Origin of the sequence: Streptomyces sp. NPDC021562, from assembly GCF_040640875.1 — a bacterium.
In the GTDB taxonomy this organism is placed as follows: domain Bacteria; phylum Actinomycetota; class Actinomycetes; order Streptomycetales; family Streptomycetaceae; genus Streptomyces.
The window spans coordinates 172,142-193,437 of record NZ_JBFACN010000009.1; the positions used below are offsets into that span (position 1 = coordinate 172,142).

Annotated in this window: 20 protein-coding genes; 10 read left to right on the forward strand and 10 right to left on the reverse strand. The window is 72.0% G+C overall.

Going from position 1 to position 21,296, the window contains the following annotated elements; all coding sequences use genetic code 11:
• Window positions 1-14 precede the first annotated feature (14 nt).
• Window positions 15-530 carry a hypothetical protein gene (locus tag AB0G52_RS16355; protein ID WP_132887987.1) on the reverse strand — a complete coding sequence of 172 codons (516 nt, stop codon included), beginning with the start codon at window positions 528-530 and terminating at the stop codon, window positions 15-17.
• A 144-nt stretch (window positions 531-674) separates the two neighbouring features.
• Window positions 675-1,247, reverse strand: a complete 573-nt coding sequence (locus AB0G52_RS16360; RefSeq protein ID WP_132887988.1) for a sigma-70 family RNA polymerase sigma factor — start codon at window positions 1,245-1,247, stop codon at window positions 675-677.
• A gap of 221 nt (window positions 1,248-1,468) precedes the next feature.
• Here AB0G52_RS16360 and AB0G52_RS16365 point away from each other — a divergent pair, with 221 nt between their 5' ends.
• Window positions 1,469-2,617 (forward strand): CapA family protein, encoded by a 1,149-nt coding sequence (locus tag AB0G52_RS16365; protein ID WP_361336976.1) that lies wholly within the window; start codon window positions 1,469-1,471, stop codon window positions 2,615-2,617.
• Between the two features lie 19 nt (window positions 2,618-2,636).
• On the opposite strand, the gene AB0G52_RS16370 is transcribed toward AB0G52_RS16365, so the two are convergent.
• Window positions 2,637-3,110, reverse strand: a complete 474-nt coding sequence (locus AB0G52_RS16370) for a MarR family transcriptional regulator (protein ID WP_132887990.1) — start codon at window positions 3,108-3,110, stop codon at window positions 2,637-2,639.
• 73 nt (window positions 3,111-3,183) lie between these two features.
• Between AB0G52_RS16370 and AB0G52_RS16375 the strand changes: the two genes are divergently transcribed.
• Entirely contained in the window at window positions 3,184-3,999 is an 816-nt protein-coding gene (locus tag AB0G52_RS16375; RefSeq protein WP_361336978.1) for an alpha/beta hydrolase, read from the forward strand.
• 97 nt (window positions 4,000-4,096) lie between these two features.
• Here AB0G52_RS16375 and AB0G52_RS16380 read toward each other — a convergent pair whose 3' ends face one another.
• Together AB0G52_RS16380 and AB0G52_RS16385 are read right to left on the reverse strand one after the other, a co-directional pair.
• The gene (locus AB0G52_RS16380; RefSeq protein ID WP_361336980.1) at window positions 4,097-5,509 is read right to left on the reverse strand and encodes an amino acid permease; all 1,413 of its coding nucleotides are present in this window, start codon (window positions 5,507-5,509) and stop codon (window positions 4,097-4,099) included.
• A 60-nt stretch (window positions 5,510-5,569) separates the two neighbouring features.
• Window positions 5,570-6,520, reverse strand: a complete 951-nt coding sequence (locus AB0G52_RS16385) for a LysR family transcriptional regulator (RefSeq protein WP_361336981.1) — start codon at window positions 6,518-6,520, stop codon at window positions 5,570-5,572.
• A 102-nt stretch (window positions 6,521-6,622) separates the two neighbouring features.
• Between AB0G52_RS16385 and AB0G52_RS16390 the strand changes: the two genes are divergently transcribed.
• A complete protein-coding gene (locus AB0G52_RS16390) occupies window positions 6,623-7,870 on the forward strand; it encodes an MFS transporter (protein WP_361336983.1) in 1,248 nt (415 codons plus the stop codon).
• Here AB0G52_RS16390 and AB0G52_RS16395 read toward each other — a convergent pair.
• Window positions 7,806-8,261: a universal stress protein gene (locus tag AB0G52_RS16395; protein WP_132887996.1), complete on the reverse strand. Its 456-nt coding sequence runs from the start codon at window positions 8,259-8,261 to the stop codon at window positions 7,806-7,808. The genes AB0G52_RS16390 and AB0G52_RS16395 overlap by 65 nt on opposite strands.
• 88 nt (window positions 8,262-8,349) lie before the next feature.
• On the opposite strand from AB0G52_RS16395, the gene lysX reads away from it, so the two are divergent.
• Window positions 8,350-11,622 (forward strand): bifunctional lysylphosphatidylglycerol synthetase/lysine--tRNA ligase LysX, encoded by a 3,273-nt coding sequence (gene lysX / locus AB0G52_RS16400; protein WP_361336985.1) that lies wholly within the window; start codon window positions 8,350-8,352, stop codon window positions 11,620-11,622.
• Window positions 11,623-11,771: 149 nt separating this feature from the next.
• A complete protein-coding gene (locus AB0G52_RS16405; protein ID WP_361336987.1) occupies window positions 11,772-12,608 on the forward strand; it encodes a polysaccharide deacetylase family protein in 837 nt (278 codons plus the stop codon).
• A gap of 30 nt (window positions 12,609-12,638) precedes the next feature.
• On the opposite strand, the gene AB0G52_RS16410 is transcribed toward AB0G52_RS16405, so the two are convergent.
• The gene (locus AB0G52_RS16410) at window positions 12,639-13,313 is read right to left on the reverse strand and encodes a class F sortase (protein WP_132887999.1); all 675 of its coding nucleotides are present in this window, start codon (window positions 13,311-13,313) and stop codon (window positions 12,639-12,641) included.
• Between the two features lie 335 nt (window positions 13,314-13,648).
• Here AB0G52_RS16410 and AB0G52_RS16415 point away from each other — a divergent pair, with 335 nt between their 5' ends.
• On the forward strand, window positions 13,649-14,539 hold the full coding sequence (locus AB0G52_RS16415) for a hypothetical protein (RefSeq protein ID WP_361336989.1): 891 nt from the start codon (window positions 13,649-13,651) through the stop codon (window positions 14,537-14,539).
• A gap of 20 nt (window positions 14,540-14,559) precedes the next feature.
• Here AB0G52_RS16415 and AB0G52_RS16420 read toward each other — a convergent pair whose 3' ends face one another.
• The 3 genes from AB0G52_RS16420 to AB0G52_RS16430 form a co-directional block, all read right to left on the reverse strand.
• Complete coding sequence (locus AB0G52_RS16420) at window positions 14,560-15,225, reverse strand: hypothetical protein (RefSeq protein WP_361336991.1); 666 nt, start codon at window positions 15,223-15,225, stop codon at window positions 14,560-14,562.
• Window positions 15,226-15,391: 166 nt separating this feature from the next.
• Window positions 15,392-16,156 (reverse strand): DUF4239 domain-containing protein, encoded by a 765-nt coding sequence (locus AB0G52_RS16425; protein ID WP_165939297.1) that lies wholly within the window; start codon window positions 16,154-16,156, stop codon window positions 15,392-15,394.
• A 30-nt stretch (window positions 16,157-16,186) separates the two neighbouring features.
• The gene (locus tag AB0G52_RS16430; protein WP_358983017.1) at window positions 16,187-16,315 is read right to left on the reverse strand and encodes a hypothetical protein; all 129 of its coding nucleotides are present in this window, start codon (window positions 16,313-16,315) and stop codon (window positions 16,187-16,189) included.
• 46 nt (window positions 16,316-16,361) lie between these two features.
• On the opposite strand from AB0G52_RS16430, the gene AB0G52_RS16435 reads away from it, so the two are divergent.
• The 4 genes from AB0G52_RS16435 (at window position 16,362) to AB0G52_RS16450 (ending at window position 21,209) form a co-directional block, all read left to right on the forward strand.
• Complete coding sequence (locus AB0G52_RS16435; RefSeq protein ID WP_361336993.1) at window positions 16,362-16,652, forward strand: hypothetical protein; 291 nt, start codon at window positions 16,362-16,364, stop codon at window positions 16,650-16,652.
• Window positions 16,653-17,063: 411 nt separating this feature from the next.
• The gene (locus AB0G52_RS16440) at window positions 17,064-18,032 is read left to right on the forward strand and encodes an SCO0930 family lipoprotein (protein ID WP_132888003.1); all 969 of its coding nucleotides are present in this window, start codon (window positions 17,064-17,066) and stop codon (window positions 18,030-18,032) included.
• A 223-nt stretch (window positions 18,033-18,255) separates the two neighbouring features.
• Window positions 18,256-19,068 (forward strand): SAM-dependent methyltransferase, encoded by an 813-nt coding sequence (locus AB0G52_RS16445; RefSeq protein WP_132888004.1) that lies wholly within the window; start codon window positions 18,256-18,258, stop codon window positions 19,066-19,068.
• The gene (locus AB0G52_RS16450; protein WP_132888005.1) at window positions 19,065-21,209 is read left to right on the forward strand and encodes an EAL domain-containing protein; all 2,145 of its coding nucleotides are present in this window, start codon (window positions 19,065-19,067) and stop codon (window positions 21,207-21,209) included. Before AB0G52_RS16445 ends, AB0G52_RS16450 begins: the two co-directional genes overlap by 4 nt.
• The last annotated feature ends 87 nt before the right edge of the window (window positions 21,210-21,296 follow it).

Here is a 21,296-nt window from a genome sequence, read left to right on the forward strand (position 1 = left end):
GGATTGGTCCTGAATCAAAAAAGATGGATGGCGAGGTGTCCGAGGGGCAGACCGAGCCGCCAGGCGGCCGTCCACACCTTCGGTCCGTCGTCCTCGCCGAGCACGGAACCGCCGCCCGGCACCGCGTCCAGATCGGGCGCGAGCAGCTCCGTCTCCTCCAGCCAGCGCCAGGCGGCCGCGGCCAGTTCCAGGTCCGGCGCCGGACCGCCCGACCGGGCCGACTCGGCGGCCACCGCGGCCATGCGCCGGCGGACCCACTCCTGCCACGGCTGGTCGTACGCCGTGAGCGAAAGCCAGGTCTCCAACTGGGACACGACCCGGATGCCCGACAGTTCGCCGTCCGTGTCGGAGAGGAAGATGGTCAGCGCCAGCGCGTCACGGCCGGCTCTGAACTCGAAGGAGGTCGGCGGCATGAGATCACCGGTGCGCAGCAGCTCGTCGGCGATGTACTCGGCGTACAACCAGGCCATCGGGACCGCCAGTTCCCCGCTACCGGCCCCGCCCGTGCTCTCTTGACCTCTGTGCAGCATCCCGTCCTGCCTTCCTCCGGTGCGCGCGTGGCCCCGACCCCGGGTGCGTCCCTCTCCCAGTGCGGAACACGGATGAAGACAGCTGATTGCTCAAACACGGTCCACAGCAAGGCGCTTTGCGAAGGCTTTGCCTGGCTTGCGGTTTCAGCGCAGGTCGGGTGCGTAACCGGGAAGGACCCGGCGCAGGGCGCGCAGCGCGTAGTACGCCCGCGACTTCACGGTACCGGGCGGGATCCCGAGCGCCTGGGCGGCCTCCGCAACACTCGCCCCCTGGAAATACACCAGCACCAGGACGTCGCGGTGTTCCGGAGTGAGAGTCTTCACAGCCTCGCGGACGTCCAGCGCCGCGGCCGCGCGGTCGGCGTGGTCGCCGACCGCCCGGGTGTTCTCCAGGACGGCGTCGTGCACCTCGGGCGGCCGGGCCTGCCGCGCCCGGCGCGCGTCGATGGCGAGCCGCCGGCCGACGGTGAGCAGCCAGGGCAGCACGGAGTCGAACTCGTCGGCGCGCAGCGCCTCGGGGTGCTGCCAGGCGCGTACCAGGGTCTCCTGGAGCAGGTCCTCGGCGCGCTGCCGGTCCCCGTCGCTGAGCCGCAGCAGCAGCGCGAAGAGGGGGCGGCCGTGCTCGCGCTGGAGCGCGGCGAGCTCGTGCTCGGCGGTCGTCGTCCCGGCGTGCAGCCCGCCGGGAAGCCCGTGGGGAAGGGTGGTTCCGGCCGTCATGGCCGTATGGCATCGCAGGGCCGGGCCCCGGGACAGGGGGCGCACCGGGATCTGCGACGGACGGTCGATCGCGTCGGCGAACGGTGCGACGAACGGTCCGTCGCGCCCCTTACCCGACCCGGATGGGTCAATCGGGGCGCCTGAGTTGTTTGGGGCTCCGTCCACCTTCGTACCCATTGATCTGTAAATAGGACAAGGCTTGCGACTCTGGGGTGCTCCTGATGATCAATCGCAGACGCCAGGCGGCCCTGGCCCTGACCGCCCTCCTCGCCACCGCGGCCGCCTGCACGAACCACGAACGGCAGGAGCGGGCGACGCCCTCGGGCCGGCCCGCTCCCACCGCCGCCGCCGGGGCGTTCACCCTCGTCGCCTCCGGTGACGTCATGCCGCAGAAGTCCGCGATCGAGCACGCGAACTTCGACGCGGGCGCCAGCGGCTACGACTTCCGCCCGATGCTCGCCGGGGTGGCACCCGTGGTCTCCCGCGCCGATCTGGCGCTCTGTCACCTCGCCACGGTCACCGCCGCCGACGGCGGACCCACCGGCCTCACCTCCCCGCCGCAGCTCCTCCAGGGCCTCGCCGCCGCGGGGTACGACGGCTGCTCCACCGCCTCCGACCGCGCCCTGGACGACGGCGCCGCCGGTGTCCGCCGCACCCTCGACGCCATGGACCGGGTGGGCCTGCGGCACGCCGGCACCGCCCGCACCGAGGCCGAGGCCGGCACGCTCCCCCTGCTGAAGGCCGGCCGTGCCAAGGTCGCCCAGCTCTCCTACACCTACGACGTCAACGGCAACGAGCTGCCGCCCGGCCAGCCCTGGGCGGTCGGCCTCCTGGACGAGAACCGCATCCTCGCCGACGCCCGCGCCGCCCGGCGGGCCGGCGCCGACGTGGTCGTGGTCTCCGTGCACTGGGGCACCGACGGGCAGGACGCCCCCGACGAACAGCAGCTCGCCCTTGCCGGCCGGCTCACCGCGGCGCGGACCGGCGGCCGCCCCGACATCGACCTCATCCTCGGCACCCACGCCCACATCCCGCAGGCCTACGAGAAGGTCAACGGCACCTGGGTCGTCTACAGCCTCGGCGACCAGCTCGCCGGCGAGCTCAGCAACAGCCAGGGCCGGCCGGACCCGCGCGGCAACGAGTCCACCATCGCCCGCTTCACCTTCACCCCGCCCGCCCGGCCGGGCGGGCGCTGGGAGGTGGCCAGGGCGGAGTTCATCCCGCAGCTGTACGACCTCGACGCCGGCCGGGTCGTCGACCTCGACGCGGCCATCGCCCAGGGTGCCGACTACATCGCCGCCCGGGACGCCATCCGGGACGTGGTGCTCAGCCGCGGGGCCGCCAAGGACGGGCTGGTCATGGGGGAGTAGCGGCGCGCGGCGGTGCCGGTCACTCCATGTCGACGTGGTCGAAGGCCGCCAGCATCTGCTTCAGCACGCGTACGCACGCCGTGATCTCGGCGCCGGTCAGGTCGCCGCCGACCTGCCGGTTCAGGGCGTGCTCGCGGGCGAGGACCGCCGTGATGGTCGCCCGGCCCTCCTCCGTGAGGCGAATCAGTGAGGAGCGCTGGTGAGCCGGGTTGGGCGTGACCTCGGCCCAGCCGCGCGCCACCGCGTCGTTCACCATGCGCTGCACGAACTGCCGGCTCAGCGCCATGATCCGGCCCATCTGGGGCACCGTCATGGGTTCGTACCGGCGCAGCAGGTCCAGCACCGAGCGCACCCCGACGGAGGCCCCCTCGATCCCCTCGCCCTGTTCGATCTTGCGGAAGGCGCGCCGGTACAGCGGGCCGATCAGATCGAACACCTCGGTGATGCGCTCGCCCAGCTCGTCGGGGGCGAGGGGCTTGTCGATGTCGTTCACCCGGCCATGATGCACCCCGATCGACATGACAACCCAGTTGTCAAAATTCCGAGATGATGACACCTTGGTTGTCATGAACGATGTTGCGGACGTCCGCTTCTTCCCGTCCTCCGACGGCGACCTCGCCTACCTCGACACCGGCTCCGGCGACCCGGTGGTGCTGCTCCACCCCGGGTACGTCGACCACCGCTACTGGTACCGGCAGGTCCCGGTGCTCGCCGCCGAGTACCGGGTGGTCGCACCGGACGTGCGCGGTCACGGTTTCTCCGCCAACGCGAGCAGGCCGTTCCGCTGGGCCGACGACCTCGCGGAGCTGCTGCGCCACCTCGACGCGGGGCCCGCCGTGCTGGTCGGCGTCTCGATGGGCGGGGTGATCGCCACCGACACCGTGCTGGAACACCCGGAGCTGGTCCGCGCGGTGGTCACCTGCGGGGCCGCCACCGGCGACTTCCGGTACACGGACCCCTGGCACACCGGACTCCAGGCCGAGTACGCCCGCACCCTGGCCGCCGGTGACATCGACGGCTGGCTCGACGCCTTCGTGCGCGTCGCGGCCGGCGAGCACCGCACCCTGGCGGACGTGGACCCGGAGATCCCGCGCAGGCTGCGCGAACTGGCCCTGCATACCCTCTCCAAGCACACGCCCGACGAACCGGACCGGCTCGTGCCCGTCACCGGCTCCTGGCCCCGGGTACCGAAGATCGACGTCCCGGTGCTCACGGTCAACGGCGGCCTCGAACCCGCCGACCTGCTCGCCGCCGCCGAACGCCTGACCCGGGAGGTCCCCGACGGCCGCGCCGAAGTCATCGAGGGCACCGACCACTACCCGAACCTGGAGAGACCGCAGGAGTTCAACGCCCTCCTGCTCGACTTCCTCCGGGCGCTTTAGGCCCTGTCGTCACATTCCCGTCGTCGCCCGGAGGGCGGCCCTGCGTCGAGAGTGCGTGCATGGCGTCGCGGGGCAGGCGGGAATTTGACGACAGGGCCTAACGCCCGGCCAGCCGGGACCTCTTGTACGAGTAGCCGAAGTAGATCACGCACCCGACCACGAACCAGACCGCGAACCGCACCCAGGTCTGCCACTTCAGGAAGGTGATCAGCCAGAGCGAGAAGAGCACACCCAGCGCGGGCACGAACGGCATCCACGGCGTACGGAAGCCGCGCGGCAGGTCCGGCTGCCGGTAGCGCAGCACGATCACCGCCACGCACACCACCACGAACGCCAGCAGGATGCCGATGTTGGTGAGCTCGGCCGCCTCGCCGATCGGCACGAACCCGGCGAGCAGGGCGGAGGCCGCCCCGACGATCCAGGTCACCCGGGTCGGCACGTGCCGCGTCGGGTGCGTCTTCGCGAACCAGGCGGGCAGCAGCCCGTCCCGGGACATCGAGAACCAGACCCGGGTGACGCCGAGCATGAACGTGAACATCACCGTGAGGATGCCGATGATCGCGCCCACCGCGATCACGTCCGCGAGCCCGCTCAGCCCCACCGACTTGAACGCCGTCGAGAAGCCGCTCTCCGGGTCGATGTCCTTGTAGTTCTGCATGCCCGTCAGGACCAGACACGCCGCCACGTACAGCACCATCGAGATCGCCAGCGAGTAGATGATCGCCTTCGGCATGTGCCGTTGCGCGTCCTTCGACTCCTCGGCCGCCGTCGACATCGCGTCGTACCCGAAGACGGCGAAGAACACGGTGGCCGCGCCCGTGAACGCCCCGGTGACACCGAACGGGAAGAACGGGTGGTAGTTGGCCGTGGTGATGTGGAACACGCCGACACCGATCACCAGCAGCACCACCAGCACCTTCAGCACGACCACGAACGTCTCGAAGCGGGCCGCGCTGCGGATGCCCTGGTTGAGCAGGTAGGCGATCAGCAGACACAGGACGGCGGCGAACAGGTCGACGCGATGCCCGGCGCCGGTCCCGGGGGCGCCGAGCATCCAGTGCGGCAGGTTGGCGCCCATCTGCTCGACCAGGAAACTGAAGTAGCCCGAGATGCCGATCGCCACCACCGCCACGATCGCCGTGTACTCGAGCAGCAGGTCCCAGCCGATGAACCAGCCCGCGAACTCACCGAGCACCGCGTAGCCGTACGTGTACGCCGACCCCGCCTTGGGGATCAGCCCGGCGAACTCGGCGTACGACAGCGCCGCGCACGCGCTCGCCACACCGGCGATCAGGAACGAGACCAGCACCGCCGGCCCCGCCGTCTCGTTGGCCACCGTGCCGGCCAGGGTGAAGATGCCCGCGCCGATGATGCCGCCCACGCCGATCGCGGTCAGCTGCAGCAGCCCGAGCGACCGGTCGAGCCGCGCCCCCTCGGTGACCTCCGTCTCCTCGATGTGTTCGATGGGTTTGCGACGGAGAATTCCTTCGCCCATGCGGAGCTTGGCCATGTGCCTCACCTCTTCGCCGATCGCGAACGGCTGACGGCCGATCATGATGGCTCAGTGGCGTCACGGACGGAAGACGCCACGCACGGCCTCGGCCCAGCCGGGCGTCCAGGTCCGGGCCGCGGCGCCCGGCGGCCGGCCGGCCGTGAGATGGGCGCGCAGCGCGACCAGCCCCGGGTGCGGGTTGGCGGTGGTCCACACCAGGGAGTGCGGGTAGACGGGGGTCGGGTCGGCCAGCGGGATGCGGCGCAGTCCGTGCCCGTCCGGCCAGGCCAGCTCGGTGCGCTCGCTGACGAGGGTCGCCAGGCTGCCGGAGCCCGCGAGCGCGTCCTGCAGCGCCCCGGAGAAGTTGGGGCCCGAGGCGTCGATGGTGAGCCCGAACTCGGCGGCGAGGGACGCGTAGTACGCGGCCCACTCGGTCCCCTCCACGATGCCCGGCATCCAGATCCGGTGCCCGGCCAGCTCCCCGGGGGTGACCGAGCGGCGGCCGGCCAGGGCGTGCCCGGGGCCGGTGAGCAACTGGACCGGCTCGTCGTACACCCGGACGGACTCGACGCCCCGCGGCAGCGGGCGGCCGGGCATGGCGACGGCACGGAAGGACGCGTCCACCGAACCGGAGCGCAGCGCGGTGAGCGCCGAGTCCACGTCGAACAGGGTGACGACGTCCAGGGGGACCTCCGGGTGCGCCTCGTGGAAACCGCGCAACAGCGCCGCGGGGGCCAGCCGAGCCCCGATCACGTCGACCCGCAGTGCCCGCCGCCCCGGCCGCACGGAGGCCGCCGCGCGTTCCGCGGCCAGCAGCAGCTCACGGGCGTGCGGCAGGAAGGTCAGCCCGTCCACGGTCAGGTCGGCACCCCGGGCGGTACGGGTGAACAGCCGCACGCCCAGCTCCCGCTCCAGGGCGGCGATCCGCTTGGAGACGGCCTGCTGGGTGACCGCCAGCACCGCCGCGGCCTCCTGGAACTGCCCCGACTCGGCCACCGAGACGAAGGTGCGCACCGCTGTCAGGTCCATCCCCACACCGTACAACCGCTGGTTGTGGCAGTCCGGCCGCAGGTTGTTTGATTCAGCGGCCACCTGCACGTTTTCATGCCCCCGGTCAACGGGAGGTTGTGCATGGGACGGCGGTTCGGGTGGCTGTGGGCCGCTTACTCGGTGAGTGCGCTCGGCACCTACCTGGCCTTCGACGCGTTCTCCGTGATCGCCGTCGTCGCCCTGCACGCGGGCTCCGCCGAGGTGGCGCTGCTCGCCGCCTCCGGACCCGCCGTGGGCGCGCTCGCGGCGGTGCCGCTCGGACCGTGGGTGGAGTTCCGGCGCAAGCGGCCGGTGATGACGGCGATGGACCTGGTCAGGTTCGGCGCCCTGCTGACCGTGCCCGTCGCCTACGCGCTCGGTCTGCTCGGACTCGGTCAGCTGCTGCTCGTGTCCGTCGTCACGGCGGCCGCCGACATCACGTTCAACGCGGCCTCCGGCGCCTTCCTGAAGGGACTGGTGCCCGCCGACCGGCTGCTCACCGCGAACACCCGCTTCGAGTCCACCAACTGGACCGCGCTGGTCCTCGGACCACCCCTCGGCGGCGCCGCGATCGGCCTGTTCGGACCCGTCACCACGGTGACGGCGAACGCCGTCAGCTTCCTGCTCTCCGCGCTCGGCATCCGGGCCGTCGGCGGCGGCGAGCCGCGCCCCGGCCCCACCGGCAAGGACCGCCTGCGCGCCGCCGACCTGCTGCACGGCTGGCGGCACATCCTCGGCAGTCCCGCCCTGCGGCCCCTGTTCTTCAACAACCTCGCGGCCAACGCCCTGATCATGGTCGCCGTCCCACCGCTCGCCGTCCTCATGCTCGGCCGGCTCGGCTTCGCCCCCTGGCAGTACGGCCTCGCCTTCGCCGTGCCGTGTCTCGGCGGCCTCCTCGGCGCCCGGCTGGCCCGCCCGCTGGTCGCCCGCCACGGACAGCTGCGCGTGCTGCGCGCCGCCGCCGCCCTGCGCGCCGTCTGGCCGGTCGGGCTGGCCCTCGTCCGCCCCGGACCGGCCGGACTGCTCCTCGTGATGGTCCTGGAGTTCGGCGTGATCACCTGCTCGGCCGTCTACAGCCCGGTGTACGCCACCCGCCGTCTCGAGCACATCCCGAACGACCGGATCGCCCGCACCCTGTCCGCCTGGTCGATCACCGGCAAGGCCACCATGGCCGCCCTGACGGCCCTGTGGGGCCTGCTGGCGAGCCTCACCGGCCCCCGCACCGCCATCGCACTCGCGGGCGTGCTGCTGCTGGCGACCCCCCTGCTGCTGCCCCGGGAACCCGCTACGGAACGACCGTCACCGGCCACCGTCCCGCCTTCACCAGACGGATCGCCACAGAGCCGATGAACCGGTGCCCCGCCTGCTCGGACGAGCCCACCACGACCGCGTCCGCCTTCAGTTCGTCCGCCGCCTTCACCATCCCGTTGTAGGGGTCGCCGCGGAACGTGTGGAACTCCCAGCGCACCTCGAATATCCCCCTGACCCGCTCGGCCGCGTCCCTGACCTGCTTCATCAGGTCCTCCGCGATCTCGTCGGTGGTCTCCGCCACCGGCGCCCCGAGCACCGCCCCGGCCGCGAGCACCGGCTGCACGTACACCACGGCCAGCAGCGCCCCCTGCCGCCGGGCCAGACCGCCGGCGTAGGAGAGCGCGCGCAGTGAGGAGTCGGAGCCGTCCACGCCGACCACGATGACCTTGGGCCCGTCCGTGCCCCGCTCGAACTGGTGTTGTTCCGCCACGGGCAGAGGCTATCGGAATCCGCAGGTCCGGCAAGCGGCCCGGGGTGCCCGACGGGCGAGCCGGGCGCGCCCTTCCTACAGTCGGAACATGAGCGCGGCCGTGCAGCCCGCCACGGGCAGGGACCCGGCGGGCCGGATACCCCCGCCCGCCGCCGGGCGGACGCACTGGGTGCCGGAGGCCTTCGGGTCCTTCTTCGGCGCCCTGGCCCTGCTGTGCGCCCTGCTCTCCTTCATCGCCCCGCTGCGCGTCCTGCTCCGTCCCGTCGTGCACTTCGTCGACGCCGTCCTGGTGCCGGTCAGCCCCAACCTCGCCTACGCCGTCTTCCTGTTCCTGCTCGGCGGTGCCACCGCGGCCCGCAAGAAGGTCGCCTGGTGGCTGCTGGTGGTCTACCTCGGCCTGCTGGTGCTGGCCGACGTCCTGGTCGTCGCGTTCGCCTTCGACTGGTACTCGTTCAGCTCACTGCTGGTCTGCGGGCTCGCCCTCGCCCTGCTGATCGTGGCCCGAGGGGAGTTCTACGCCGCCACCCGCCGGGCCGCGGTGCGCCGCGCCCTCGCCGTCCTCGTCGTCGGCCTGCTGGTGGCGATCCTGGCCGGCTGGGGCCTCGTCTCGCTCTTCCCCGGCTCGCTCCCGCACGGCCAGCACCTGGCCTACGCCGCCGACCGGGTCTGCGGCGGCCTGGTCTCCGGCTACACGTACGGCGGCCGCCCGCCCCGCTTCGTCGCCTTCCTGCTCGGCCTCTTCGGCGCCCTGGCCCTGCTCAACGCCGCCGCCACCCTGTTCCGTTCCCAGCGCCTGGAAGCGGCCCTGCACGGCGACGAGGAGAGCCGCATCCGCGCCCTCCTGAAGGCCTACGGCGACCGGGACTCCCTCGGCTACTTCGCCACCCGCCGCGACAAGGCCGTGGTCTTCTCGCCGAGCGGCAAGGCCGCCGTCACCCACCGCGTCGAGGTCGGCGTCTGCCTGGCCAGCGGCGACCCGGTCGGCGACCCGGAGGCGTGGCCGCACGCCATCGCCGCCTGGCTGGACGTGGCCCGCCGGCACGCCTGGGTGCCCGCGGTGATGGGTGCCTCCGAGGACGGCGCCAAGGCCTACGTACGCGCCGGGCTCGGCGCCCTGCAACTCGGCGACGAGGCCATCCTGCACGTCGCCGACTTCGACCTGGGCGGCCGGGAGATGCGGGTCACCCGGCAGGCCGTCAACCGCGTCCGCCGGGCCGGCGCCACCACCCGGATCCGCCGCCACGCCGCACTCACCGAGACCGAGATGGAGGAGATCGTCGACAAGGCCGACGCCTGGCGCGACACCGAGACGGAACGCGGCTTCTCGATGGCCCTGGACCGGCTCGGCGACCCCGCCGACGGCGACTGCCTGCTCGTCGAGGCGCTCGGCGAGGACGGCCGGCTGCTCGCCCTGCTCTCCTTCGTGCCCTGGGGCGGCGACGGCATCTCCCTCGACCTGATGCGCCGGGACCGCGCCGCCCCGAACGGGGTCATGGAGTTCATGGTCGCCGACCTGTGCGCCGCCGCCCCCCGACTGGGCGTGCGCCGGATCTCGCTGAACTTCGCGGTCTTCCGCTCCGTCTTCGAGGAGGGCGCCCGCATCGGCGCCGGACCGGTGCTGCGGCTGTGGCGCCGGCTGCTGCTGTTCTTCTCCCGCTGGTGGCAGCTGGAGGCCCTGTACCGCTCCAACGCCAAGTACCGCCCCGAGTGGTACCCGCGCTTCCTCTGCTACGGCGACGCCGGCTCGCTGGCCCGCGTCGGCGTCGCCTCCGGCATCGCCGAAGGCTTCGTCCCCGTACCGTCCCTGCGCAAACTCTGGGGAAAGGGGCACCCGAAGGCCCGTCCGCGTCCCGTCGAGGGGCCGCGGACCGCGCCGGTGCCCGGTCCCGGCGGAGGAGGCGAGGCCGGGGCCGGTGCCCGGGACACCGCTCTGCCGGACCAGTTCCGGATGCGGCGCCGCAAGCTGGAGCGGCTGCGGGCGGCCGGCGTCGACCCCTACCCGGTGGCGCCCGGTGGGCCGATCCGCGCCCTCGCCGAGGTCCGCGACGGCGAGACGGCCACCGTCGCCGGGCGGATCATGCTGGTCCGCGACTTCGGCGGCATCGTCTTCGCCGTGCTGCGCGACTGGTCCGGCGACCGTCAGCTCGCCCTCACCCGCGACACCTCCGGCCCCGCCCTCGACCGGTTCCGGGCCGACACCGACATCGGCGACGTGATCACCGCCACCGGCTGCGCCGGCCGCAGCGACCGGGGCGAGCCGACCGTCTTCGTCACCGACTGGCAGCTCACCGCCAAGTGCCTGCGCCCGCTGCCCGACAAGCACCGCGGACTGGCCGACCCCGAGGCGAAGGTCCGCCGCCGCTACCTCGACCTCGCCACCAGCCCGGCCGCCCGGTCCGTGCTCCGCGTCCGCTGCGCCGCCGTGCAGGCACTGCGCCAGGGCCTCCTCGACCGTGGCTACCTGGAGGTCGAGACCCCGATGCTCCAGCAGATCCACGGTGGCGCCCACGCCCGCCCCTTCACCACCCACATCAACGCCTACGACCTCGACCTCCATCTGCGCATCGCCCCCGAGCTGTACCTGAAACGGCTGTGCGTCGGCGGCCTGGAGAAGGTCTTCGAACTCGGCCGCACCTTCCGCAACGAGGGCGTCTCCCACAAGCACAACCCCGAGTTCACCATGCTGGAGGCCTACCAGGCGCACGCCGACTACGACGTGATGCTCGACCTCGCCCGCGAACTGATCCAGGGCGCCGCCACCGCCGCCCTCGGCTCCCCGGTGGTGCGCAGGGACGGCCGGGAGTACGACATCTCGGGGACCTGGCCGGTCAGGACCGTGCACGAGGCCGTCTCCGAGGCGCTGGGCGAGGAGATCGGCCCCGGCACCGAACTGCTGCGGCTGCACCGGCACTGCGACCGCACCGGGGTGCCGTACACCGCCGACGACGGCCCCGCGGACGTCGTACTGGAGATGTACGAGCGCCTGGTCGAGGAGCGCACCGAACTGCCCACCTTCTACAAGGACTTCCCGACCGACGTCTGTCCGCTCACCCGCCCGCACCGCGCCGACCCGCGGCTCGCCGAACGCTGGGACCTGGTCGCCTTCGGCACCGAACTCGGCACCGCCTACTCCGAACTGACCGATCCCGTCGAACAGCGCCGCCGGCTCACCGCGCAGTCGCTGCTCGCCGCCGGCGGGGACCCGGAGGCGATGGAACTCGACGAGGACTTCCTCGCCGCCCTCGAATACGCCATGCCGCCCACCGGCGGGCTCGGCATCGGCGTCGACCGGGTGGTCATGTTCCTCACCGGTCTGACCATCCGGGAGACGCTGCCCTTCCCGCTGGTCCGCCGCCGCTGAGGGCCGCTCCGTCCGGCGACGCGCCGCCCCGCGCCCTGCTTGACCGTTTCTTTCCGAAACCTCCGCCCGCTGGTCCGTGCGGGTGTATTCACCCCGCCGCACCGGTGTCGAAGTGGTGGGCCGCAGCGCTGCCGGGCGACTGATGGATCATGCAGAAGGATCAGTTGTTCACCCGGCGCCGGCTGCTGCTCGCCGGCGCCGCCGCCCTGGGAGCCGCGGGCACCGCCGGGATCGTCGTGGCGGGCGGCGGCGAGGAGACGGCCCACGAGGCCGCCGCCCCGGCCGCCGGACCCGAGGCCCGCGAGGCGCTCCGGCCGTCCGCCTTCCGGCTCCAGCCGCTCACCGGCTACGGCCCGCCGCGCACCAAGCCGCGCAAGCTCAAGGTGCGCAAGGAACCCATCCTGAAGATCTCCGAACAGGGCCGGCAGATGATGCTGACCTTCGACGACGGCCCCAACCCGAACTACACCCCGCACATCCTGGACACCCTCGCCAAGTACGACGTGCGGGCGATGTTCTTCCTGTGCGGCGAGTGCATCGTGGAGAACCGGGAGCTGGTGGCACGGATGGCCGAGGAGGGGCATGTCGTGGGCAACCACACCTGGACGCATCCGCTGCTCACCACCCTGGACCGCGCCGAGATCCGCGACGAGATGGAGAGCACGAGCGACGCCATCCAGGACACCTACGGCGAACGCCCGCAGTGGTTCCGCGCGCCCTACGGCGCCTGGAACAAGGCGGCCTTCCAACTCGGCGCCAAGATGGGCATGGAGCCCATGGCCTGGACGGTCGACAGCACCGACTGGACGACCCCGGGCACCCGCACCATCGTCGACATCATCGAGAGCGGCGCCGCCCCCGGTGTCGTCGTCCTCTCCCACGACGCCGGAGGCGACCGCTCGCAGAGCGTCAGCGCGCTGCGCGAGTACCTGCCCTACCTGCTGGACGAGGGCTACCACCTGACCGTGCCGCGCCGGCGAACCTGAACGGGCCGCCGCCCGCCCGGTCGCCCGTCCTCAGCGGACCTCGACCAGGCGGGCGAAGACCACCACGTTCCCGTCGTAGCCGTTCTGCTTGGAGAAACCGCCGCCGCAGGTGATCACCCGCAACTCCGGGGTGCCCTTGGACCCGTAGACCCGGTCGCCGGGGAAACTGGCCTTCGCGAACACCTCGATGCCGTAGATCTCGAACACCGCGGTGCTGCCGTCGACCCGGCCGACCTCGATCCGGTTGCCCTTCTTCAGGGAACCCAGACCGTAGAAGACCGCCGGGCCCTTGGTGTTGTCGACATGGCCGACGATCACGGACGTGCCCTTCTCGCCGGGTGAGACACCCCCGGTGAACCAGCCGGCCAGGTTCGGGTCGTCCGGCGGCGGGGCCGCGACCCAGCCGTCCGTGTCCAGGCCCACCGCCATCACGGGCGCGTCCACCCGGATCGCGGGGATCCTGATCCGGTTCGCCGCCGAGAACGGCATGGGCGAGGGCGCTGTGGCGAAGGTGCCCGGGATCGTGGTACGGCTGTCCGGGGCGGCGGCCGAGGCCGGCTGCGGCGGGCCGGCGTCGAACTCTCCCGAACCGTTGCGGATGAGCGCCAGTCCGGTCAGCAGAACCAGCGCTATCACGCCCCAGGGGGCACGCTTCCGCCGCCGCTCCTCCTCTTCTGCCACCTCGGAGAGTTCGGACGCAGACATTCGCCATCCCCTTTCGACGCGGCCGTCGCCACGTCCGTATCGCGCATGGGAAAACGCTAAGTCCCGCGCGCACGGGCGGCGACGGGGCGACGGGCGAACGGGTGGCCCGCGGCGGTCGTGGTGCGCCATCCGAGTTGCCGTTCGCAGGTTTTTTCTGACGGTCCGTGACCTGCGGCAATATCCGATTGTGTGGTGTTCCGTCGGCGTGTCCGCTCACCGGTACGGCCCATTCTCGACATGCGGGCGTGTTCTGGGCATCTGAGGGTCTGATCGGGAGGTGCTTTCTCGCCGATCCACCGGGGACGGTTCCCGGGGCGCCTTCCGCGGAGGAAGAGATGCGAAACTCACGTGCGCTGGCGGCCGCGTGCACCGTGGTCGCCCTTCTCGGGGTCGCCGCCCCCGTGGCCGTCGCCGACGGTATGGGCAACGGCGGCGGGCCGGCCAACACCCAGGCCCCGGTGGTCGGCGGAGCCGGCGTCAACCCGGGGGTCGGCGTCGCTCCCGGAGTCGGCGTCGCTCCGGGAGCCGCGGTCCCGGCGATCCCCGCGGTCCCGGGGGTCGTCGTCGGCGGAGTCGGCGGTTTCAACGGCCGGGACAACTTCAACGGCCGGGACAACTTCAACGGCCGTGACAACTTCAACGGCCGTGACAACTTCAACGGCCGGGAGAACTTCAACGGGAGGGACAACTTCGGCGGCCGGGGCGGGGACGGCTTGGGCGGCCGGGGGTGCGACCGTGTCGAGGGCGGCCGTGGGAACGACGGACTCGGCGACGAGTTCGGCGGACCGGGCGACGACGGACTGGACAACGACTTCCGGTGCCGGGGCGGCGAGGGCGTGCGCAACATCGTCGCGCAGCCCAGGGCGATCTCGAGCGGGGCCCGCCTCACCGTCACCGTCAACGGCTGCCGCGGCGGCGTCATGAGCTCGCGGGCCTTCCGGACGACCTCGCTGTACCCGTTCGGCGGGGAGATGGCGCGCGGTGTCGCCACCATCGACCGGGACGCCCGGCCCGGCCCGTACGACCTCACCGTCCGCTGCGACGGCCGGACCCTGACCAGGCCGGCCGCCTTCGCGGTGCTGGGCGGGGTGCGCGGCGGTCTCGGCGGCAGCGTCACCAGCGGGGCCACCCCGGCCGACATGGCCATCGGCGGCGGCCTGGTGGGCGCGGGCGTGCTGGGCGGCTGCGGGTTCTGGCTGCGCCGCCGGCACGAGAAGAGGTTCTGACCGCTCGGGCTCGGGTGCGGTCAGGCGCCGTCCTCACCGGTGCGGCTCCGCGCGCGGCGGTACGCGGTGCCGACCGTACCCAGCACGAGAGCCGTGCCGAGCCCGATCTCCTTCAGGTCGAACCCGTCGAAGCTGCCGCCCTCACCGGCCCGCACCCCCCGGGAGGGGGGAAGAGGCTGCGGATTGAGCTCCTGGTCGCGAGCGCCGGTACCACCGCCGTCGCTGGAGCTGTGGCTGTCGCCGGAGCTGTCGCCGTCGCTGTCCGTGCGGCCGCCGGTGTCGCCGCCGGTGTCCCCGGCGGTGCGGCCGCCTTGCGAGACGGCGAGTTCGGTCGACCCGCTGGTCCCGTCGCAGTCGAACGTCACCCGGTACGAGCCCTGCGCCCGCACGTCCCGGCCGACGGTGGCCGTCCCCGAGTCCTGCCCCGCCGGTATCCGGACCGTGTCGAAGAGGCCGGAGGCGACCGTCGCGGTGCCCCGGCAGCCGTCCCCGCGGTTCAGGTGGAAGCTCACCCGGCCGCCCGCCGCGACCGTGGACGGCGTGACGCGGAAACCGAAGGGCGCGGAGTCACGGCCGCCGTCCCTCCCCTCCTCGCCGCCGCCGTCGTTCGCGAGGATGGCCGGAGCGGACAGGGCGAGGGCGCCGACGCCCAGCAGTGCGGCGGAAGCGACGCGTATCGCACGCATGGTGGTTCCTCCGGTCCCCGAGGGGCAGCACGCGGACCTGTTCCGCCAGTGCCGAAATGCACCCCGGTGATCGGAACGCTAGGAACATCCGCACACGCGCGCGAACGCAGTAGTGCGAACGGGGGAGAAGGGTGGGCCGTCCGGGGGACCCGGACGGCCCGCTCCGCTACCCCCTGGCGTGCGGGAAGAGGTTCAGGAAGGGCTGCACGGTCGCCGTGATGCCACGGCTGTACGGCTCGTCGAAGTCCCAGATCAGGAACAGCATGAAGGCGATGGTCGCGGAGAACAGGCCCGCCAGGACCAGTTCGCGCCGGGTGCGCCTGATCTGCAGCGCGAAGACCATGCCGACGGTGATCACCGCCCCGACCAGCAGCCCGGCCCACACCACGTTCGGCATCGTCGCCCCGGTCGAGTCGGCGCGGGCGCTGCGCGCCTGGTCGAGGGCGGCCACCTGGTCCACCAGCGGCTGGTAGGCCTGGGCCTCGAAGTCGGTCTTCGGCTGGTAGTCGGTGACGTCCTGACGGATCGTGGCGAGCAGCTCGGCGCCGCGCTGCGTGAGACGGCCGTGGTCGGACATCTCCTTCCACTCCTTGCCGACGACCTGTCCGGCGTAGGCGTCGACGTCCGCGCGGATCCGGTCGCGGACGTCGGGCGGGTACACCCGTACCCGCTCATGGATCTCGTGCAGCGCCTGCGCCTCCGCCTGGACGTGGTCCTGGGCGGCGCTGCGGGCCTCCCACACGCCGGCCACGGCCAGACCCAGCACGATGGCGTAGATGACGCCGATCCACATCGTCATGTACTCGATGACGTCCGGCGTCTCGGAGGGATCCTCGTCCTCCGGCGCCCTCTTGTCCCGGACGAGGGTGATGACGACCACCACGGCACAGGCCGCGAGGATCGCGAGGACGAGAACAAGCCAATCCGGCAACGAAGCCTCCAGGTTTCGGTGGACCGGTCGTCAGCGCGCGCGGAACGCGGCGACGGCGACGATCGCGGGTACGGCGATGAGCAGGACGTAGGTGACCGGAGAGGTGCGGTGCGGGGCCTTCGCGCCGGTCGACTGGACGTGGTACGGCGGGTAGGTCACCGGGGTCGGTGCGGGCCGCGGGGTCGGTTTCGGTTTCGGTGTCGGTGTGGGGGTCGGCGCCGGCCTGGGGGCCGGCGGCCGGACGGGAGGTGGGGTGGGCCTGGGCGCCGGTGTCTGCCTGGGCGGCGGCGGTGGGACCGGGCGCGGGGCCGGCGGGGCGGGGCGCGGCGGTTCCGGGGTGGGGGTCGGTCTGGGTTTCGGCGTGGGCCTGGGCGTCGGGGTCGGTGGCGGGGGCGGCGGGGGCGGAGTCGGCGTGGGTGTGGGGCAGGGCGGCGGTGTGGGCGCCGGGCACGGCGGGAGGGAGGGCCAGGAGCCGCCGGCGACGGCCACCGCCTGAATGCCGTCCGGACCGGTCGAGGCGTAGGCGCAGGCGTCGGCCGAGGCCGTGCCGACCGGGCAGCCCACGAGGGTCCACACCAAGGCCACCAGGGCCAACGCCCTTGAGGCGGGCGCGAGTCGGATCGCTTCGGGTGCATGCACGACCGAGATCATGAGGTCTTGCGAGCCGTCGCACGCCGTAGTACGGGATCATTGATCCGAACGGGCTACATGTGGCGTAAACCGGTTTGAATCACACCGGTCCGCGAATGGCTCGAAGCGTACGCCCGTGCGGGGTGCGGCCCGAGGGCACAGCGCTCCGAAAGAAATTTGTGCGCCGGTTGAACACTTCGGCCCCCCGGGCCCGTACCTGGTGTCGTGCGGCGGCGCAGAGGCGCTGCGATATCCAGGCGATGATGGGGAGTTGACGATGAAGACCTCGTGGAGGAGCGCCTCTCTGGTGGCCACGGCCGCGGGGGTGATGGTGTTCGCGACGGCGTGCGGTCAGGACAACACGACCACTCCGTCCTCGGCGGCCCAGAACGTCGGAGCCACGGCTCCGGCAGGCATCGGCAGCATCACCAGTCCTACCGCCTCGTCCGGTGCCGGGAACGGCTACGGCGCCGACGGCAACCAGGCCTCCAGCTCCCCGGCCGCGGTGCAGCCCGCCGGCAAGCTGACCGTCGCCAGCAACCCCGACCTGGGCAATGTGCTGACCGACGGCAGTGGCCTGACCCTCTACCGCTTCGACGCGGACACCGCCAATCCCCCCAAGTCGAACTGCGACGGGAACTGCGCGACCACCTGGCCGCCGGTGCCCGCCGACGACGCCACGGCCGGTGCGGGCATCGACAAGGCGTTGCTGGGCGAGGTCACCCGCACCGACGGCACCAAGCAGCTGACCGTCGGCGGCTGGCCGGTGTACCGCTACGCCAAGGACGTCAACGCCGGTGACGTCAACGGCCAGGGTGTGGGCGGCAAGTGGTTCGCGCTGGCCCCCACCGGCAAGAAGGCCACGCTGGCCTCCCTGCCCGGCCTCTCGGTCCGCAAGGACGCCAAGCTCGGCGACATCATCGTCGACAAGAACGGCATGACGGTCTACCGCTTCATCAAGGACAAGGCGTGGCCCAAGGTCGTCTCCAACTGCACCGGCCCCTGCCTGGTGAAGTGGCCGGCCGTCGCGGAGGTCGCCTCCAGTGACACCAAGGGCATCGTGAAGAAGGGCCTGATGGGCTTCTCCCGGCCGGACAACGGCCAGAAGCAGCAGACGGTCAACTGCTGGCCGATCTACACCTTCTCCGGTGACACGAAGGCCGGGGACACCAACGGACAGGGCGTCGGCGGCACGTGGTACGCCGTCTCGCCCGAAGGAAAGCTGGTCGGCGCGCCGGCCAAGTAGGGCCCACCACCCCGGGACGCACGACCGCCCGCCCCCTCCGCACCGCACGGAGGGGGCGGGCTCCTTGGCGTTCCCGGCAATACCGAACACCCCGGAAACCCAACGCGGAATTACCCGTTCCTGACCGGGAACGGACGGTCAATTTCCGTTTCCGCTCGCCCTGTTCGCAGTCGATCAGTAGCCTCTGCTCGAACACCGGATCGCCCGAGCCTTGGAGAGATACATGGAGCGTCCCGCCTGGGCCCCACGGAGCATCGACATCTCGGTGCCCAGCGTTTCGCGTATCTACGACTACTACCTGGGCGGTTCGCACAATTTCGAGGTCGACCGGGAAGCGGCCCGCAAGGCGATGGCGCACATGCCGGGACTGCCGAAGATCATGCAGGCCAACCGTGCCTTCATGCGCCGCGCCGTCCGCCACGCGGTCGCCGCCGGTGTCGAGCAGTTCCTGGACATCGGGTCCGGCATCCCCACCTTCGGCAACGTCCACGAGGTCGCGCAGTCCGCGCACCCCGGCGCGCGCGTGGTGTACGTCGACCACGACCCGGTGGCCGTGGCACACAGCGAGGCCGTGCTGGCGGGCAACGAGAACGCGGCCGTGGTCGCCGCCGACCTCCGCAAGCCGCAGGAAATCCTGTCAAGTCCTCAGGTGGAGCGTCTCATCGACCTGAATCGGCCAGTGGCGTTGCTTCTCGTTGCCATACTGCACTTCGTGGAAGACGCGGACGACCCGTACGGGGCAGTGGCACAGCTGCGCGACGCACTCGCGCCCGGCAGCCTGCTTGTTCTCACGCATGCCTCGTACGAGGGAATCCCCTTGCCGGCAGAGCGGGCGGAGGGTGCGGTGGACGTATACAAGGACATTCGCAACCCGCTGATCATGCGTTCGCGCGACGAGATCGCGCGGTTCTTCGAGGGGTACGACATGGTGGAACCCGGACTGGTGCCGATGCCGCACTGGCGGCCGGAGTCGGCGCCGGAGGACGAGGACCCGTATGCCTTCTCCGGATTCGCCGGCGTGGGGATCGCGGCGTGATCGCGGAGCCGGACGGGCCGGAGGACAGACTGCGCCGGTTCGCGACGATCTGGAGCCGCACGGTCTTCCCGGTGACCTCCACGTCCCTGACCCGGCCGGAGTTCGAGGAACAACTGCTGCCGCTCGCCCGCCGTCTGAGCGAGGTCCTGCTGGGGCACGGCTTCGACGCCGACGAGGCCCGGCAGGTGGGGGCCGCGCTGATCGACGCGCACTGCACCGACCCCGAGGCGCTCACCCGCAGCCTCGACTGCGTCGACGCCTACCTGGTGCTGTACTGCGGCGGGGACGGCCCCCAGGAAGAACTGCGGATGCGCTCCTCGCGGATCCAGCACGCGATGGCTGCCGGGTTCGCCCAGGCGCTGCGCGAGCGGACGCTGGCCGAGCAGGAGGCCATCGCCCAGGCCGCGTTGCGGGCCCAGGGCGTGGTCGCGCAGGCGCTGCACGCGAGCGAGGCCCGCTTCCGCGCGGTCTTCGAGGGGGCCGCGATAGGAATCGGCATCGCCGATCTCGAAGGCAACGTCCTCCAGGTCAACGGCGCGTTGCTGCGCATGTTCGGCGGCTCCGAACAGATGCTGCGCGGCCGCAAGGTCAAGGAATGGGTGCATCCGGAGGACGCGCCCCAGACCTGGCGGCTCTACGAGGAGCTGGTGCGCGGCGAACGCGAGCACTACCACGTCGAGAAGGCCTTCAACCGCTCCGACGGGACGGTCCTGTGGACCAACCTGACCGTCTCCCTGCTCAGGGACGCCGACGGCGAACCGCAGTACCAGCTGGCCCTCATGGAGGACACGACCGAGCGGCGGCTGCTCAACCTCCGGCTGCGCTACGAGGCCACCCACGACGCGCTCACCGGCCTGCCCAACCGCACGCTGTTCTTCGAGCGCCTGGAGAAGGCGCTGTCCGCGGGCGAGGGCCAGCGCTTCGGGCTGTGCTACCTCGATCTGGACGGCTTCAAGACGATCAACGACAGCCTCGGTCACTCGGCCGGCGACCGGCTGCTGGTGGAGGTCGCCGACCGGCTGCAGTCCTGCGCGACCGCGCCCGGCGAGATGGTCGCCCGGCTCGGCGGTGACGAGTTCGTCGCGCTGACCACCGGCCCGGCCACCCAGCGCGAGGTCGACGACCTGGCCGACCGCATCATGAACGCCCTGGTCACCCCGATCAGCATCGACGGCCGCGAACTGCTGGTCCGCGGCTCCATCGGGGTCGTCGAGGGCCCGGCCGGCGAGCGCACCCCGGCCGAGGTGCTGCGCAGCGCCGACATCACCATGTACCGGGCCAAGTCGGCGGGCGGCAACCGCTTCGAGCTGGCCGACCCGGAGGCGGACGCCCGCGCGATCACCCGGCACGGTCTGACCACGGCGCTGCCGGCCGCGCTGGACCGGAACGAGTTCTTTATCGAGTACCAGCCCCTGGTCCACCTCGGCGACGGCAGCGTCCGCGGTGCCGAGGCGCTGGTCCGCTGGCTGCACCCGCAGCACGGCGTGCTCGGCCCGGACCGCTTCATCCCGCTCGCCGAACACACGGGTCTCATCGTCCCGTTGGGCCGCTGGGTGCTGGAGGAGTCGATCCGCCAGGCCCGCGAGTGGCGAGAACGCTACGGCGAGGACACCGCCGGGGGCCCGCTGCGGATCAACGTCAACCTCTCCCCGTGCCAGCTCACCCACCCCGGCCTGGTCCAGGACACGGTGGACATCCTGGAGCGGACCGGGGTGGCTCCCGACGCCCTCTGCCTGGAGGTCACCGAGTCGGCCCTCATCGGCGCCGACGACGACCTCCTCAAACCCCTGCGGCGGCTCGCCGAGATGGGTGTCGACATCGCCCTGGACGACTTCGGCACCGGGTACTCGAACCTCGCCAACCTCCGTCGTCTCCCCGTGAGCATCCTCAAACTGGACCGGTCCTTCACCCAGAGCATGCAGCAGTTCCCCGCGGACCCGGTCGACCTCAAGATCGTGGAGGGCATCGTCACCCTGGCCCACAGCCTGGACCTCGCGGTGACGGTGGAGGGCGTGGAGACGGGCGCCCAGGCCGAACAGCTCCGCATACTCGGCTGCGACACCGCCCAGGGCTGGTACTACGCCCGCCCGGGCCCACCGGAGAGGCTGCACGATCTCGCGTTGGTGGACGCGACCGGCTGAGCGCCCCGAAGGGGCGCGGGGAACTGCGCGACCAGCCACGCACAACCCCGCGCCCCGAACGGCGATCCACCGCAACGGCGCAACCGG